Source organism: Segatella sinensis, from assembly GCF_040095255.1.
GTDB classification, from domain to species: Bacteria; Bacteroidota; Bacteroidia; order Bacteroidales; family Bacteroidaceae; genus Prevotella; species Prevotella sinensis.
The window spans coordinates 84,390-102,972 of record NZ_JBBNGE010000001.1 but is presented as its reverse complement, the minus strand read 5'-3'; the positions used below and the strand labels follow the sequence as shown (position 1 = coordinate 102,972).

Sequence of the window (18,583 nt, the reverse complement as noted above, 5' to 3'; positions counted from 1 at the left end):
AGTGAGGACACTTTTAAATTCTAGCTTTCAGTCTCCAGCTCCTTTCCGAGAACAAAGAGCATATAGAGAGGAATATTCAGCATTTTAGCCTCGGCATTACGCTCGTATGGCAAGAGGCTGGTACGGATAGCCCATTTGGGAGAGTATTTCTCCACATAGAGCTTGAGGCTCTTGGCATTCATCGTAACGCCTGCTTTTACCTCTAATGGATAGACATCAAGGCCATCAGAGATAATAAAGTCTATTTCCGAGGTGGCAGAGGACGTCCAATAATAATTGGTCTGGAGGGTGTCAGAAAATTGCTGAAGCTCCTGACAGACAAATTGTTCTGTCAATGCGCCCTTAAATTCCTCAAAAATTCTGCTGCCGTCTAAGATAACCTTAGGCGACACTCCGCTCATGGCTCTCAGCAAGCCAACATCCAGCAGGAATACCTTGAATGATTTCAAATCAACATATGCGGATATTGGAACGTCTGGTTTGCTAACATTGTGGGTGCGGATAGTTTCGCCTGCATCACAAAGCCACATGATGGCATCCTCATATTCTCTTGCCCTGGCTCCTTCTCTTACCAAACCGTAAACAAACTTTTTGTTTTCCTTGGCAAGTTGGGAGGTGATACTATTCCACACATATCTTATTTTCTCGACCATTTGATGAGGTGCATGTTTGGAGAAGTCTTTTTGGTATGCAGCAATCAGTTGTTTCTGAATTTTCTCTACCTTCGTAAAATCCTTGGTGTCAAGCCATTCGTTAACAACAGCAGGCATTCCTCCTACTATCATGTATCTCTTGAGATAATCAATGAGTCGCGGTTCGAAAGCTTTTACGTTTCTGTTGCCTTGCTGTATATAGTCAACTAACATCTGCTCGCCGTTGGCAAGAAGAAACTCCTTGAATGTTAGAGGGTATAGATGCAGAAAGTCAGTTTTCCCAACAGGGAAAGATGTGCCTTCATGCAATGCTATGCCCAGCAGAGAGCCCGCACAACAAATGGCGTATTCGGGTGCTTCCTCACAAAAATACTTTAGTGATGTAAGGGCACGAGGCATTTCTTGCACTTCATCAAATACGATGAGTGTGGTTTGTGGTTTGATGGGCTTTCCATGATAGATGGATAGTTGCTCGATGATGAATTGGGGCGAAAGGTCGCCCGCAAAGATGCTTTCCAACCTGTCTTTTTGCTCAAAGTTGATATAGCAAACATCTTTGAAATACTTTTTGCCGAATTCTCTTAACAACCAGGTTTTGCCTACCTGTCTTGCTCCTTCTAAGACAAGCGGTTTTCGATGGGTGCTCTCTTTCCATTTTAACAATTGGTGAATTAGAAGTCTTTCCATACGCTTTTTATTTGTTTTTTGCAAAAGTACTAAAAATCATGGTATTAAGCAAGAAAAATCACATATTTCGAAGGAGTTTTAAATATATTTATCACATTTTACAAAGGAGTTTTATGTTAAATACTCACATTTTTCGAAGGAGTTTTGCTGCAATCTCTCACATTTTCCGAAGGAGTTTTGCTGCGTTTGATGAATAGAGAGCTACTTTCAAAAACACTCTTCACTCTTCACAAATACGACATAACCAACTGTATATAAGAAGATTGCGCGTGTGAAGAGCAACAAGGCACTCTTCACCACTCTTCACCTCTCTTCACCCTGTATTTTTTGAGGCTCCGAGATCATTCCATGCTCCCTGCTTCAGCCATCATTGAAGACCAGCGCTGGTCATCAATGATGACCGAGCTTCGTGATAAGTAAGCGGCTCAGCGTTTATCCTCTTGCATCAGGTGAAGAGTGGTGAAGAGTGGTGAAGAGTGGCTATGCACTCTTCACCTCTCGCAACCCCTGTGTTTATCGGGGTTTCAGACGATTTGGTGAAGAGTGAAGAGAGAAATCGAGAGTAGGATTTTTACCAGCAAAACGGCTCTGGCAGCAAACCATATTCCAAATCACAGATGGCAGCTCTGAAGAATTCTTCCTCCCGACGTATCGTTTCGTGCCTGGCAATGGCACAAAATTGCCCTGCCAAAGGGCAATATCTTGCCGTAACCAGACAATAAACGAAAGGAGCCTACTTCCCGACAGGACTATAACCCCAGATCTTCCATCAAAGTCTGGTTTGCTTCGAACAGGTCGGAATCAAAAAGGCTTTTTATATAGATAAAGGTAGTTGAAGATTTGGTATGTCCCAAAGCCTTGCTTATCAAGCTGATGTCCAGATGATGAAGATAAGCTATGCTTGCCCAAGAATGACGAACCACGTAAGAAGATAAGGGTTTAGCCAGCCCCAGCATCTTAGACACCTGATGCAGATTGTAGTTGTACTGGCGCAATCGAGCTGTATATTGACGATGCAGTAGGGCAGAAACAGATGGTGAGGAAACAGAATCTTCCACCTTGTCAGAAAGTATCGGAAAGACAAATTCTGAATCTCTTTGTTCATATCGCATGATGATTTCAAGCATCGCAGGCAATAGTGCTACCTGTATCTGCTGTCCCGTCTTATGCCGGGCATAATAAATACATCCGTTTCTCAGTTGGCTTTTCTTGAGATAGGCAATATCAACAAAAGGCATTCCCATCGCATAAAAAGAAAACAGGAAGATGTCACGAGCGAAGGAAAGAGAACCTCCAGGCTGTAGCGGCAAGGCTTTGAGTTGCAGAATTTCTGATTGTGAGATACAACGTTTCTCGGTCTTGGTCCTCCCCGTAAACACTTTACTGAATGGAGCAGCATTGAGAACCGGCAATGCTCTATGATGCATAGCCCGCAAAGCCCGCATATAAGCAGAACATGTGTTCAGGCAGATATTGCGCCCCAGCAGCCATCGCTGATAGCTTTCCAGCTTTTCTGCCGTCATATCAGAAAAAAGCCAGTTGTCAGTACCAATGAACTTTGTAAAGGAACGGGCAGCAGTAAGGTAATTACCAGCAACTTTAAAGCGTCCTTGCTGTTTTGCCCTTTCCACTTCATCATTCACGAAATCCCATCCAGGAATCTCCAACGCAACCTGCTCATCTACCAGATTCGCAGTATCTGAAATCTTACCCTCACTCTTACTTCTTCCGAAACCGAATTCTAACTTGAAATACGCCATAACTTAAATGTTTAAATGATTAAAAATAAAGAATTTACGAAAATATACCCAAAGGTATGATACATCCAGTTAATTCCAATAGCTTTATTATGAAAAATCGCCGTTTTCCCCATAAATCTCCACCTCGGGGCAAGAGGAGGGGGCAAAAAGATGATGATAACTCCTTGTGAGTAATCATATAAGAAAAGTTGAGAGAAAGAAATTATAAACATTATATATTCATTTATTTAAAACGAGAGAGATTTATGGAAAAAAGACTCATGACAGTAGTTGCAGGTCTTGCTCTCAGTACGAGCATGGCTTTTGCACAAAGTCAAATCTCTGGTAAAGTTACTGCTTCTGAGGATGGAAGCCCTGTTATCGGTGCTTCTATCAAGGTTGTAGGTACTAACACAGGTACAGTTACCGATGTTGATGGTAACTTCTCATTGAATGCTCCTGCTGGTGCCAAGTTGGAGATTACTTATATTGGTATGCAGAGCAAGTCTGTAAAGGCAGGCAAGAACATGAAGATTGTTTTGGATGCAGATGATCACGCTTTGGATGATGTCGTAGTTGTTGCTTACGGTACATCAACCAAGGGCTCTTTCACAGGTTCTGCTGGTGTGATGAAGTCTGACAAGTTGGAACTTCGTCAGGTTTCTGATGTTTCTAACGCTCTTGCTGGTGCTGTTGCTGGTGTTCAGATTCAGAGCAGCAACGGTCAGCCTGGTACTTCTGCTACAGTACGTGTGCGTGGTGTCGGCTCTATCAATGCTGGTGCTGATCCTCTTTATGTAGTAGATGGCGTACCTTTCGATGGTGATCTTTCTTCTATCAATACAGCTGATATTGAGAGCCTCACCGTTTTGAAGGATGCTGCTTCTACAGCTCTTTATGGTGCTCGTGGTGCTAATGGTATCATTATGGTTACTACTAAGAAGGGTAAGGCTGGTAAGGCTACTGTAACTTTGGATGCAAAATGGGGTTCTAACTCTCGTGCTATCAAGAATTACGATGTTATCCGTAGCGCACAGGAATATCTTGAGACAGAGTATTCTGCTATGTATAACGCTGCAACTTCTGACCTCGGTTACAATCCAACCAAGGCTTGGCAGTGGGTGAACAAGTATATCACTACCAATACTAATGGCGGTAGCGGCTATCAGGTTTATACAGTTCCAGAGGGTGAGTATCTTTTCGGTACAAACGGTAAGTTGAACCCTAATGCTACATTGGGTTATACAGATAAGGCAACCAACCGCTATTATACTCCAGATAACTGGGAGGACGAGATGTTTAAGCCAACTCTCCGTCAGGAGTACAATGCTACTATTTCAGGCGCAAGCGATCGTAACAGCTTCTATGCTTCAGCAGGTTACTTGGATGATGGTGGTCTTGTTTCCGGTTCTGGTTTCAAGCGTACATCACTCCGTTTGAAGGACGATTATAAGGTAAACAAATGGATGACTGTAGGTGCTAATATCTCATACACTTACAGCGAGAGTTTCTATCCTGATGATCAGACATCTAGTGCTTCTTCTGGCAATGCCTTCGCTTTGGCCAATACAATGGCTCCTATCTATCCTTTCTATGTTCGTGATGCAGAAGGTAACATCTTGATGAACAATGGTCGTAAGACATACGACTATGGTACTGCCAATGATGGTACACGTGACCGTTCTTTTATGTCTATCTCTAACCCTGGTGGTCAGCTCAAGTACGACAAGCGTCAGTTTATTGCTGACATCATGAGCAATAACTGGTACATCAACCTGACTCCAATCGAAGGTTTGAGCTTGAAGGCACAGTGGGCTCTTAATATTGACAACACCAACTTCAATTCTTTGCAGAATGCCTATATGGGTCAGTTCGCTTCATTGCAGGGTGGTGCTTCTCAGGCACATACACGTGTTTATGGTTTCGACCAGCAGTATATAGCAAACTATACCCATACATTCGCTGCCAAGCATAACATTGATATTACTCTCGGTTATGATGGTTACAGCTATTCGTATAAGTATTTGAATGCTAATGCAGATCACCTGTATAATCCAGAGAGCTTCTATGTAAGTAATGCAGTAGCTAACTATGGTATTGGTGGCTTTTTGGATAAATACGCAACTGCCGGTTTCTTTGGTCGTGCTAACTATTCTTATAAGGATAAGTACATTGCTAACGTAGCTGTACGTCGTGATGGTTCTTCCCGTTTCTCTAAGGATAACCGTTGGGGTACCTTCTTCTCTGGTAGCTTGGCATGGGTATTGACTAAGGAAGACTTCATGAAGAACGTTACATGGCTTGACCTCTTGAAGTTTAAGGCATCTGTTGGTCAGCAGGGTAATGATAATATTGGTAACTACTATGCTTACCTCGATCAGTACACTATGACAGGTGATTCTTCAGGTTTCTCTGATGGTACACTTTCATATAAGGGAAATCCAGACTTGACATGGGAGACTCAGACCGCGTTCAACGTTGGTTTTGACTTCGGTATGTTCAAAAACAAGTTGAATGGTTCTATCGAGTACTTCTCTCGTAAGTCATCTGATATGCTCTATTACAAACCTGTAGCAGGTTCTCTTGGTTATTCTCAGTTGCCAATGAACATCGGTTCTATGACCAACTCTGGTTTGGAAATCGATTTGAACTACAATATCCTTAACACAAAGAACGTAGCTTGGGATGTAAATGCTAACGGTACATTCATCAAGAACAAGATCAATAAGTTGCACCCAGACTTGGGTGGTAAGCTCATCAAGAGCGCACGTATTTATGAGGAGGGTGAGTCTATGTATCGTATGCTCTTGCCAGAGTGGGCAGGTGTAGATCCTGAGAATGGTGATGCATTGTGGTACTACAACAAGAAGGATGAGAATGGTAACGTTACTCGTGAGAAGACGAATGATTACACGATTGCTTCCCAGACTGAGAACCGTATTGCAACCGATGACCTCCTTCCAACAGTATATGGTGGTTTCGGAACAACATTCAAGGCTTATGGTTTCGACCTCTCAATTCAGGCATCTTATCAGCTCGGTGGTCAGATCTTTGATAGCGGTTATGCTAACATTATGCATGGTGGCAACAATACTACAGCTGGTCAGAACTGGCATGTTGATATTCGCAAGGCTTGGACTCCAGAGAACAAGAATACTGATGTTCCTCGTTTGAATTCTATTTCAAAGAATGCTAACTATGCTAGCTATACATCAACACGTTTCTTGACAAGTAGTGACTATCTTTCACTCAATAACGTGACAATTGGTTACACATTGCCATCTCAGCTTGTTAGAAGCTTGGGCCTTTCAAAGATTCGTGTTTACTTCTCTGGTGATAACTTGGCACTCTTGACTGCTCGTAAGGGTCTTGACCCACGTCAGAGCTACATCTCTGCCGATGTTTCTACTTATACAGCAATCCGTACCCTTTCAGGTGGTATCAGCGTTGCATTCTAAACATTACATAATATTTAAGGAATAATAAAATGAACGTAAAATATTTATTGTCAAGTTTTGTTCTTGCTTCTGTAGCATTGACTTCTTGTACAGATCTTGATACAGCACCAGAAGGTAACACAGTTACTTCTGACCAGAAGAACGAGATTATTGGTGCAAAGCCTGAGCGTGGTGAGGCTGGCGTACGTGCCATTTTCTCTACCCTGAACCAGTATTGCCCAAATTATGTTGCAATGGGTAAATCAACTCGTCATAGTGACTTCGGTTATGGCTCTGTCTTGTATTTCACAGATGCCAATACAGAGGATCAGTCTGCAGGCAATAATGGTTACAACTGGTCTGGTAATAGCTTGCAATTAACCGATCGCAATTATACTAGCTACGAGAGCCAGATGGTATGGAACGACCACTATCAGGCTATCTATGCAGCAAACAATGTATGTGCATCATACGCAGCTGGTGATCCTACAGACGATCAGGGTAAGTTCTTCTATGCACAGGGTCTTGCTACCCGTGCTTATATGTATCTGAATCTTGCCCAGCTTTATCAGTTTACTTACAAGGGTAACGAGAGTAAGCCATGTGTACCAATCATCACAGATGCCAATTCTAACGAAGCAGCTGCAAATGGTGCTCCACGTGCTACTGTCCAGGAGGTATATACACAGGTAAAGACCGATATTGATCATGCTATCGAGTTGTTGACTAGCACTAAGTATGTTGCTGGTGATGGTGATGCAAAGCGTTATATCTCTAAGGCAACAGCATACGGTATCCGTGCTCGTATGAATCTTGTTATGCAGAACTGGGCAGAGGCAGCCAGCGATGCGCAGAATGCCATTGATGAGGCAAAGAAGGTTGGCATTGAGCCAGCTTCTATCGCAGATGTAAGCTTGCCTTACTTTAACAAGAGATCTTGCAAGGACTTTATGTGGTGCATCTACGTTGAGGAGACTGATGATGTAGTTGCAACTGGTATTATTAACTGGATTTCTCACAATGGTACCTTCAACTATGGTTACTGCCAGTACTCTGGTGGTCATCAGATCAACAAGAAACTCTACAACCAGATACCTGAGACTGATGTTCGTAAGGGTTGGTGGTCAGGTGAGGATGGTAAGAATACCCACTTGGACGATAAGTACAATGCTTATCTTGCAAAGTACAGCTTCCCAGCTTACACTAGCTGTAAGTTTAATACTTATGATGGTACATTGGGATGCTCAACCAATGCAAATGATATTCCTCTGATGCGTGTTGAGGAGATGTATCTCATCAAGGCTGAGGCTATGGCTAAGGCTGGTCAGGATGGTAAGAGCTTCCTTGAGAGCTTCGTTAAGACTTATCGTGATCCTTCTTACACTTGCAATGGTGATGTTCAGGAGGCAGTTTACTTCCAGAAGCGTATTGAGTTGTGGGGTGAAGGTCTTATCTGGTATGACGTAATGCGTTTGAACAAGGGTATTGACCGCCGTGGTGGTGGCTTCGATGCTACTGTCGTATTTGATATCAAGCCAGGTGATCCAATCTTGTTGTGGCGTCTTCCACAGACAGAGATCAATGCTAACGTTGCTATCTCTGATGCAGACAACAATGAGACAACTCCAGCTCCAAAGCCTGTAAAAGACGAGGAGTAATCCTAAGGAGTCGTGTTGTAATAAACAAGTATTATAAACAAATATAATATTGAGACAATGAAGATTAAAAATATATTTCTGAGCCTTGCTGCAGCAACCATGTTGCTTACAGCTTGTGGCAACGACGATTTGGAGTTGGGTAACTCTACAACAGCTCCTGTTGAGGCATCTTGCCCAGCTGTAGAGTTCAGTACAGCCAATAAGAGCTCATTTGAGGTAGATCCTTCTGACCCATCTGTATCTTTCAAGGTACAGCGTAAGGCAACAGATGCAGCTTCATATCCTATTAAGGTAGTTGAAGGTGCAGACAACTTCAATGTTCCTGCTTCAGTAGATTTTGCTGCAGGTGAGACAGAGAAGGATATCAAGGTAACAGTAAAGGAATGTGCTGCTCAGGGAACTCCTCTTTCTTTGGAGTTGACTTTTGATGATGCCAATCTTAATCCATATACACAGGGCATCAAGGATTTCACTGCTAGCGTAACTGTTATCAAGTGGGAAGCTGCTGGTTCTGGTGTTTGGATGGCTAATGTTATCAATACGTTCTTTGGTGTTGATCCTCAGCCATTGGCAGTAACCATTGAGAAGGCTACTACAGCTACAGCTGTTAAGTACCGTTTCAAGAGTCCATACGTTCTTTGTACTAGTCAGGATGAACTTGGTGTATTCAATGGTTATCCATATGCAGAGGAAGGTGACTTGACAAGCAATGGTGGTACTTTCGTCATTACCGTTACTAAGGACGGTGCTTCTTTGGCTCCTGTTCAGTTGGGTATGGATTTTGGTTATGGTGAATTTACCATCGGTCAGATCTATGACAACTTGAGTAGTAATATTGCCAGCTATCCACTTGGTGTCTTCAAGGCATCAGAGACCGGTGGTGTAATTGCATGGCCAGCAAGTTCCTTGTTTATCAGTATGGCTGGTTACAAGGATGGTCAGGCAGTACCATGTGACCAGGGACCTGCTTATCTCTTCTTGAGTACAGAGGATTACAAGGCATCTATGGAGGAGTAATCTCTCTCTTAAAAATAAATTTAGTAATTGGGGCATTTGCGTTTTCTATCATAGTTAATGCAAGTGCCTCTTTTACTTTTGAATCTTCAAAATATAGGCTTATGAAACGTTTTTCGCTTTTTGTTTTTTCTGTTCTTGCCCTGCAGGGTGTTCAGGCTGCTGACCGCACACAAGGACAATTGGTTAGTATTGCAGGAAATGTGCTGGAATCGAAGCTTAATATGGCTATAACTCCTACACGAGGTGGAGATAATATCCGAATGCTCTATGATGATAGCACTATATCAATTGCGGGGTATCAAAAGGGTGGCTTCGTGGTATTGGCTAAAGATGATGCCTTTAGTCCTGTATTGGGTTATTCTAGTTCTGCTTTCGATGCAGATAGTAATAATCCAGGTTTCCAGCTTTGGCTGAAAGCTGCTGCTCATGCCTTGAGCACTAGGGCAACCTCCCTTCAGCCTTCTAAGCCTGATGGTATTCCTGCAGAAGTTGCTTCTTATGTAGCTACTAAATGGAATCAGGGTGCTCCTTATAACAATCTATGTCCGTCGTACACGAGCAATGGGGCTACCAAACATTATCCTACAGGATGTGTGGCAACAGCTATGGCACAAGCAATGTTTTACTATAAGCATCCGGAAAAGGGAGTGGGTAAGCATACATATCGCTTTGATCCAGGTTCTGGTGTAGAGGAAACGGTTTCTGTACAGTTGGATAACTATCCTTTGGATTGGTCTCACATGATACCTATCTATAAGTCTGATTATACTGAAGAGCAAGCCAAGGCTGTAGCAGAGTTGATGATGGTTTGTGGTGCTTCGGTCGATATGCAATATACAGCATCGGGTAGTGGAACGCAGATGACACCTGCAGTCAGTGCTTTGAGGAATAATTTTTCTTTTGATGCAGGACTTCCTTTGCATTCCTTGATGTTTGAAAGTTCTGATGAGTTTTATCCTGCTTTGTACCGTTCTATTGCCGCAAAGATTCCTGTTGTTTTTGCTGGAGCTTCTGATCAAGGTGGTCATTGTTTTATTTTGGATGGTTATGATGAAGATGGTCTTTTCTCGGTTAACTGGGGATGGGGAGGACAGGACGACGGAATGTTTAATATCCAGACATTGAATGGATATGTTCAGCAGCAACAGTTTATTCCCGTAACAAACAAAGGTGTTTATCCTCATTATTCTTCGAGATTTGCCATAAATGAGGGGGCTGTTGATTTTTCAATGGTTGATGCCACCCATATTAAAGCTTCTACAACTAATCGCCCTATCAACGTAGATGGAGATGCTTATCAGGGAAGTCTTTATGTTGTGGCTCGTAATCTCGCAACGGGAGAATGCAAGGATATTGCCAAATTGGCGATAAATACAGTGCCTGCCTATTATTTTGCTACAGATGGTAATATTGTAAAACCATATATTACTATTGCAAAAAAGTTAAGTGATGGCGATTATAGATTATTCTTTGCATCAAAATCTGATAAGGAGACAGAATTCTCTCCTTTCCGGACGGTGGATAATAGTCCTAATAGTGCTTTGATGACAATTAAAGATGGTGGCATTATCTCGCTGGTAATGGATGATGCTGCAGGATGGATGGCAACAACTACAGCTATTGTTCCTGTTATTTCGGTTCCAGTAAGTAAAAATGCTGCCAAGACTTTCAACATCAATGGTCAGCAGGTTGACTCCAGCTATCACGGTATCGTCATCAAGGATGGAAAGAAAGTGATGCAATAGGTCTTTATAAGAAAAATGATGCATAGGCATCTTCAAGAGATGCATCATACAATATATATATAATAAGGTGTATCCTTCTTGCCCAACATATCGGGCAAGCGAGGATACACCTTTTTTATTTTGATAGTATTTTGTTTTTGCTGATAGATATTCGATATTCCTTGTTTCCGCTTTTATTGGATATCCATCTTTGAGAAGGTCTGGAAGTATTTCAGACAGGTTTCGCGCCATTCCTTGGCGTTTTCCAACTGCACATTTAGTAATGAATCGGTATGTTGCCATTCCTGTTCATGCCCCTTCATATACTGTTTGGCTGAGGTGTGCCAGAAGTCTCGGTAAACTTCAACCATCGCTACACCCATGTTGTACTTCATGCAGAGTTCCTGCCAGAGGGTGCTGCCTGATTTCATTTTGTAATTCCAAGCTACATGATGGAACCATAGGAGATATTCTTCTGGGCAAGTCTCGATGTTGTCATACTGACTGCGATATGGTTCCGGATACTGACCTACGGCATCTGTACCTTTGGATGAGCGGTCGAAACCGATACCCTTGGCATCTGCTTTGTGATAGTAAACAGGGCACCATTCCAGAGGATAACTTGCAATGAAACCATCTGGTTCCGGACCGTAGTGGTGATCGAACTTGAAGATATGATGTAAGCCCAATGGCATCATATAGTTGACGCAAGCTTCACGTGAGGTCATCATCATCATCTCTACAGGTTTGGTGAACTTCTCGTCCTGGTTCTCATAGGTCTGTACGAGCCATTCATGAGCAATCTCTTCGGCTGTAAGCGAAGGATTCCATGCCAATCGGCCAAAAGCATACCAGTTAGCCTGTGAGAAAGGATGACCGCACCAGTTGGCATCATTACCGATATTGGCTACGCCAGAGATACCTACCAGTTTACTTGGATTGACGAATCCGAAGAATTCCTTCCACATTGGGGCGAGATAGGTGAGGTGTTTAGACTGTCCGAGATATTCCTGGGTAATCTGAAGTTCTGCTATCTGAGGTGTCTGTCTGATGTTGTCGAAGATAGGAGCGTATGGTTCACGAGGCTGGAAGTCGAGTGGACCGTTCTTTGACTGGAGAATTACATTGTCACGGAACTTTCCATCCATGCCTTTGAATTCGCTGACAGCTTGCTTTACACGGTCTTCGCCTTTATGATTAGCACCATATACAAAGCTTCTCCACATGATAATGCCACCGTATGGTTTCACGGCATCGGCAAGCATGTTGGCTCCCTCGGCATGAGTGCGTTGGTAATCGCCAGGACCAGGTTGTCCTTCAGAATTAGCTTTTACCAGGAATCCGCCAAAGTCTGGAATGGCAGCATAAATCTCCTTTGCTTTCTTCTTCCACCACTGCTGAACCTTTTTATCCAATGGGTCTGCAGTCTTGGTATAGCCCAATGCCATAGGAGAAGCAAAGTTGATGCTGAGATACACTCGGATACCGTAAGGACGCAGGATGTTGGCGATGACCTTCACCTTATTAATATATTCTGCCGTCATCATCTTTGGTGATGCATTTACATTGTTCAGTACACTTCCGTTGATACCGAGCGATGCGTTGGCACGGGCATAGGTGATGAGACGGTCGTGAAGACTCTTGCTGATGCTGCCGCCCTTGCCGTTTTTGCCGAGTTTGATTTCTTCCCATTTGAAGATGCTCTTGCCGGCATAGCCACGTTCGATGCTGCCATCGAGATTATCCCAATGGTTGAGAATGCGAAGACCCACTTGTGGTTTCTCGGTCTCATCGATAGCTTTGCTGAAGTTCTGCTGATTGCCGCTACCAGTGTTGTAGGCATCGGTGTTCTGAAGTCGAATCAACTCGTAGGCACCGTAGAGCAAACCGATAGGATTGCTGGCGGTGATAGTTGCTTCGTACTGAATGTTGTCGCCTTGCTGGGCAGGACGGGCGTAGATGTTATAGCCCTCGCCAAGATTCAGAGCTTTGTCTATCTTGAGCTCAACATTCTTGCCACGCCAGTTGTTTTCCAACTCCAGCTTGGCAATCTTGGCTGTTGCATCATCAGGCAACTGTGAGATGACTTGGCATGAGTTAGCATACTGCTTTCCGAGCCATAACTGTGAACCGTCACTCTTTGCAGAAACATGGAGTGATGTAAGTACCGTAAATAATAAAATGAGGTATTTCTTCATATCTTTGCAGATCGTTAGTTTGTATTGTTATTGTTTCTGCTGCAAAGATACGAAAAAATACCTTATTCTCTTCTATTTGTTGTTTATTTCTTATTTCTCTTTGTTTCAGCATATTCACTTGGTGACATGCCATAGTGTTTCTTGAACACTGTAGAGAAATGGGTCTGGTTGTTAAATCCCACAGAGTAAGCTACTTGCGTGATATTAATCTGTCCTTCTTCGATAAGACGTGCAGCTTGCTCCAATCGTAAGTTACGGATGAATTCACCGGCAGAGACGCCTGCTATTTCTTTCAGCTTACGGTGCAGTTGGGCACGGCTGATGCCTACATCCTCTGTCAGTTTCTCAACGTTGAGGTCAGGGTCGGTGAGGTGCTCGTTCATATATTTCATCACTCTCTCCATGAGAGCGTCGTTATTGCCCTTTACCTGTATCTGCTCAATCTTAGCCTTCTGTCCCTGCGCACCGCTGTATTTGCCACGGATGCGTCGGACATTATCTACCAGATTGTCGATGAGAATATGCAGCTCTTCCATATTGAAAGGTTTAGCCAGGAAGGCATCGGCACCCTTGCGCAATCCCTCTAGTCGGTTCTCTACCTCGCTCTTGGAGGTGAGCAGGATGACTGGAATATCGCTTACGTTAGAGTTACCTTTAATCTTCTTGAGCATGGTAACACCATCCATTACCGGCATCATCACATCGCTTATCACTAGATCATATTTGCCGGTGAGCAACATCTTGAGACCCTCCTTGCCGTTGCTGGCATGTTCAAATCGGTACCAGTCGCTCAGTTCGGTCTTGATATAATGAGCAATCTCTGCATCGTCATCTACTATCAGGATGTTGAAATTGCGGTTGGCTTGCGTTCTTTTACCGGTGGATTCGGCAGTTTTTGTGCCATCCTCCTGCAGGATCTCCTCTGGCTTGAGGTGTTCCTTGCCCAATGGAATGTTTACCTCGAAGCAGGAACCTTTGATTCCATCGGTGCGGTTGTATGCCTTGATCTTGCCTCCGTGCATCTCTACGAATGCCTTGCAGAGGTTCAGTCCTATGCCGGTGCCTTCGATGTGAAGGTCGCTGCTGTTGTTGCCCTGGTAGAACCGGTCAAAGAGTCGGTCGGTCTTCTCTTCCTTCAGTCCGATGCCGGTATCCTGTACCTTGATGATGGCATTCTTCTCGTCCTTGCCCATGATGAGGGTGATGGTGCCGCCATTGAAAGTATACTTCATGGCGTTGGAGAGCAGGTTGGAAATCACCTTGTCGAAGTTGATGCGGTCTATCCATACAGGCAACTTGCCATTGGCATCGTTGAGGCTCGCATCTTCCTGGAGCGAGAGTGTGATGTTGCGCTCTTCTGCATTGAAACGGTAGAGCGATATGATGCCGTTCAGGAATTCCCTGAGCTGGGTTTTCTGACAGTGCAGATGCATCTGGTTTTTGTCTATCTTTCGCTCGTCGAGTATCTGGTTTACCAGAAGCAGCAGGCGCTGGGCGTTGCGGTCGATGGTGTCGATTTCCTGTTTGCTTTCGGCATCCGTGATTCTTGTCTTCAGCTTGTTGAGCGGTCCCATAATCAATGTCAGCGGTGAACGGATATCGTGGGTGGCGTTGATGAGGAACTGCATCTTGGTTTCCTCCAGGTCTTCCTTGCGATGGCGCTCATATCGGTAGATGATATACAGGACGATGCCTGCTGCTGTCAGGAAATAGAGGAGAAATGCCCAGGTGGAAGCATACCAAGGGTCGCACACCTTGATGTGGATGATGGTTGACTTCTTGGAGAAGTTGCCATTGCTCATGGCTCTTACCTCCAGGGTGTAGCTGCCCGGTTTCAACTTGTTGAATGATACTGCGTTGGAGCCTTCGTTGGTGCTGTTCCATTTTCCCTCGTTGATACGATATTGGAAGCTGATGTTGTCGGTGTTCCTGTAGTTGAGCAGCGAGAACTCCAGCGTGAACGAATTCTCCTCGTATGGTATAGTGAACTCATCCGTCAGACAGTTGATTGGCTTGCCGTCGATGATAAAGTTGGTGAGGTGTACATCTCCCAGTTCCATCTTCTTGGCTCTCACTCTTTCCGGGTAGAAGGTGGTGATGCCGTCACTTGTTCCGAAGGCGATGAGGTCGCTGGCGGTATGCATGGAGGACCCCAGCACGTATTCACGGGTGGTGAGTCCGTTGCCATTGATGTGCCCGATAAACTGTCTGTTCTTCTGGTCATACTGCCAGATGCCCATGGTGGTGCTTATCCACAAGTCGCCCTGATGGTCTTTGATGATGCTGCACACCTGCTTTCCCTTCAGAACTTCGGCGTGAGGGAGAGCAAGGGTCTTGTTGTTCTTTCGGTCGAAAAGATAGAGTCCTTCTTCCGTTCCGATAATCATATTGCCGTTCTTTCCTTCGCAGATGCCATTCGCCTGTCTGTCTTTCAGAATGTTATTCCATCCGAAGTCCTTGAAGCTGAGTGTCTTCGTGTTGAGGCAGGAAACGCCATTTGAAGTACCTATCCACAGATGACCGGTATGGTCGAATGCCATGCTGCGCACCCAGTCGTTGCAGAGGAATCCCTTGTTTCCTCTCTGTCGCATATTGAGTACGGTAACCTTTCCGCTTTCCACATTATATATATATAGGCCCTTGCTATATACAGAGATATAGAGATTGCCCTGATTGTCATCTGTCATGCAGTAGATACCTGCGCTGGTAAAGGTGAGCTTTTCCTGATAGGCTCCCGTATGCGGATTGTAGCTGTAGAGCGCACTTCCGTTGCTGATCCAGTATGCACCCCGGCGGTCTTTGTAGATGATGCAGGTGCCTGCTGGCGAGGTAGGGTGGGCGATAATCTTTCCTGAAGCATCGAAACAGAATACGCCACTGTTTTGCACCGTACACCATGTTTCGCCATTCTCGCCAGGGGCAATGGAAGAAACGCTGCTGCCGATGATGTAGTTCTGTGCCGAGAAACTCCAGCTGCTGAAGGCTTGCTGGCGCTGGTTGAGCAGATAGAGACCTTTCTTGTAACAGCCTATCCAGAGGTTGTTGTCCTTGTCTTCGATGATATCGTTGACGAAGGCGGTGGAAAGATTGAAATTGCTGTTGCTGTTTTCCAGCTGTTCCACCTTGTTGCTTCCCTTCTTGATAATCAGGGCTCCATGTTCAGAGGTGCTGATATAGAGGTTGCCATCGTGGTCGAAGGTGGCATTGTTGATGGTTACATGATTCTTGAAAGTACCCAGGTCGTAACCGGCATCGGCTATACGCCCCGTTCGATAGTCATAGTAGATGATGCCATACATGCAGACGATGAGCATGGCTTGCGGGCGATGCTGGATGAATGCCACAGGGGCTCCGTATGGCGATTTGAAGTCTTTGCGCTGCACCTTGCCTTGCTTCTCGATGAATCGGGTGAAGGTTAACAGGTGACTGCTCTGCCAGAGATAGTGGTGCTTGTCTTCGTAGATATGGGTGAAGAATACATCCGAGTCGCGCTCGGCGTATGCTCTTTCCCATCTGATGGTGAATCTGTTGTTTGCCGTTTTCTCTATGCCGTTGTTCTTCACGGAGTAGAGACCGTAACCTGCAGTGCCCAGCAGGATATCGCCGCGATGGCTTTCTACCATCGAATAGATGCGTGGCTTTCTGCCATCAGGAAACTGGAGACGGGAGAAATTGTTCGTCTCATAATTATAGCGCATCAACCCCTTGGCGCAACCAATCCAGAGGTTACCTTTCTTATCTACCAGAAGGTCGGAGATAATATTATCGGTGATAGAGGTTGTGTCTTCTTCGTTGTGCAGATAGTTGGTAAAGCGGTAGCCGTCGAACTTGCTGAGTCCGTATTCCGTGCCCACCCAGATATAGCCATACTTGTCTTGCACAATACAGTTGATAAGCGAACTGGATAGCTTGCCCGAAGTGAAGAGTTCACCACTGTCGGCCCATACCATAAGCGATAAGGCGATAGCGAAGAGTGCTGTGAGGCAATGTCTGATATGCTTCATATTTTTTGTCCGTTTCTTATTTAAATAGGTTATTACGGCTGCAAAAGTAACGAAAAACAATGAAAGAAACAAATTCTAATGCAACAATATGTTTCGTTTCTTTTTGTTTCTTTATCTTTTTGTGCCATTTTTGTGAGTATGAAACAAATAGAAAAGTAATGGTAACTATAAAATACCTGTTCTTTCATAATTTATTAGTAAATTTGCATCGTCAACAACAATAGAAACATTAAAGGCATCATAATAACGATGAATAAACAAGCAATAAAAATCTTATCTTTGGCACTCGTGTTGGCTGCGTCAAGTTCTGTAGCTTTTGCCCAGAAGGTATGGAAAGGATCTTGGGCTACTGCAGTGGAATGGACTGGCAAAGGAGATATGCCTAAGAAAAGCTTGAGCAACCGCTCTTGCCGACAGGTGGTTCATGTTTCCTTTGGCGGAGAGGAACTCAGGGTGAAGCTCAGTAATGAGCAGAGCAAGGAACCGGTGGAAATCAAATCGGTGTATATTGCAGATACAGATGTTCCTAGTAACTGGGGAATTCAGACCAAGACGGTGAAGTATCTTAAATTCAGAGGTAAGAAGAATGTGACCATTGCTCCTGGAAAGGCTATCTTCTCTGATGATTTGAAGTATGCCTTGAAGAGTGGTCAGCTCCTTACGATTACCATCGATTATGGCACGCAGACTCCTGTGAATGCAACATCTCATCGCGGATCACGTACCACATCTTATATTGTTAGTAATGTGAAGGGCAAGGCGGTGAAGCCAACGGATGTTGCTTTCGATAAGCAGGAGAAGGCTGACCACTGGTATAATCTTTCAGCCATTGATGTGAAGACTGATAAGACTACCCCTGTGGTGGCTATCCTCGGAAACTCTATTACCGATGGCCGTGGAAGTACCACCAACCATCAGAACCGATGGACCGATTTCCTCTCGGATGCCCTGAATGCAGAGAGACCATACGGTGTATTGAATCTCGGTATCGGTGGCAACTGCGTGGTGCAAGGCGGATTGAGCGAACCAGCTATGAAGCGTTTCGACCGTGACATCCTGGGACAGACAGGTGTGGATAAGCTCATTATCTTCGAAGGAACCAACGATATCGGTTGCTGCGGAGGAAATTATGAACATGTAACAGATACCCTGATAGCTTGCTACAAGGTGCTGATAGCAAAAGCCAAGGCTAAAGGCATCAAGGTATATGGCGGAACGATCACCCCAACCAAGGGCAACGGATGGTATTCTTTCTGGCATGAGGCAATGCGCCAAACCGTGAACGAATGGATCAGAAAGAGCGGTGCCTTTGATGAGGTCATCGATTTCGATGAATTAACCCGTGACCCGAAAGACCCTCAGCGCCTGAAGGCTGAATATTCAGACGACTGGTTGCATCTCAACCCTAAGGGATATGAAGCTATGGGCAAGTTTGCCGCAGAAAAAATGAAATAAAAGAATAAAGA

Annotated in this window: 9 protein-coding genes and 1 pseudogene; 5 read left to right on the top strand and 5 right to left on the bottom strand. The window is 44.5% G+C overall.

The features are described from left to right. Window positions 1-20: 20 nt before the first annotated feature. From AAAT87_RS00355 to AAAT87_RS15500, 3 genes and pseudogenes are all read right to left on the bottom strand, one after another. Window positions 21-1,340: an ATP-binding protein gene (locus AAAT87_RS00355; protein WP_296971641.1), complete on the bottom strand. Its 1,320-nt coding sequence runs from the start codon at window positions 1,338-1,340 to the stop codon at window positions 21-23. A 749-nt stretch (window positions 1,341-2,089) separates the two neighbouring features. Further along, window positions 2,090-2,719, bottom strand: a complete 630-nt coding sequence (locus tag AAAT87_RS15505) for a site-specific integrase (protein WP_428848530.1) — start codon at window positions 2,717-2,719, stop codon at window positions 2,090-2,092. A gap of 93 nt (window positions 2,720-2,812) precedes the next feature. Continuing rightward, a pseudogene (locus AAAT87_RS15500) lies at window positions 2,813-3,100 on the bottom strand (phage integrase SAM-like domain-containing protein); the annotation flags it as partial. Window positions 3,101-3,345: 245 nt separating this feature from the next. Between AAAT87_RS15500 and AAAT87_RS00345 the strand changes: the two are divergent. The 4 genes from AAAT87_RS00345 (at window position 3,346) to AAAT87_RS00330 (ending at window position 10,936) form a co-directional block, all read left to right on the top strand. After that, window positions 3,346-6,537, top strand: a complete 3,192-nt coding sequence (locus tag AAAT87_RS00345; protein ID WP_349225307.1) for a SusC/RagA family TonB-linked outer membrane protein — start codon at window positions 3,346-3,348, stop codon at window positions 6,535-6,537. Between the two features lie 29 nt (window positions 6,538-6,566). After that, window positions 6,567-8,174, top strand: coding sequence for a RagB/SusD family nutrient uptake outer membrane protein (locus tag AAAT87_RS00340; RefSeq protein WP_295024196.1), 1,608 nt, complete (start codon window positions 6,567-6,569; stop codon window positions 8,172-8,174). A gap of 57 nt (window positions 8,175-8,231) precedes the next feature. After that, window positions 8,232-9,191: a hypothetical protein gene (locus AAAT87_RS00335; RefSeq protein ID WP_349225306.1), complete on the top strand. Its 960-nt coding sequence runs from the start codon at window positions 8,232-8,234 to the stop codon at window positions 9,189-9,191. 101 nt (window positions 9,192-9,292) lie between these two features. Next, on the top strand, window positions 9,293-10,936 hold the full coding sequence (locus AAAT87_RS00330; RefSeq protein WP_349225305.1) for a C10 family peptidase: 1,644 nt from the start codon (window positions 9,293-9,295) through the stop codon (window positions 10,934-10,936). A 173-nt stretch (window positions 10,937-11,109) separates the two neighbouring features. On the opposite strand, the gene AAAT87_RS00325 is transcribed toward AAAT87_RS00330, so the two are convergent. Next, window positions 11,110-13,113, bottom strand: a complete 2,004-nt coding sequence (locus AAAT87_RS00325; RefSeq protein ID WP_349225304.1) for an alpha-glucuronidase — start codon at window positions 13,111-13,113, stop codon at window positions 11,110-11,112. 83 nt (window positions 13,114-13,196) lie between these two features. After that, window positions 13,197-17,117, bottom strand: a complete 3,921-nt coding sequence (locus tag AAAT87_RS00320; RefSeq protein WP_349225303.1) for a two-component regulator propeller domain-containing protein — start codon at window positions 17,115-17,117, stop codon at window positions 13,197-13,199. A 249-nt stretch (window positions 17,118-17,366) separates the two neighbouring features. On the opposite strand from AAAT87_RS00320, the gene AAAT87_RS00315 reads away from it, so the two are divergent. Beyond that, entirely contained in the window at window positions 17,367-18,572 is a 1,206-nt protein-coding gene (locus AAAT87_RS00315) for an SGNH/GDSL hydrolase family protein (protein WP_349225302.1), read from the top strand. Window positions 18,573-18,583: the final 11 nt, after the last annotated feature.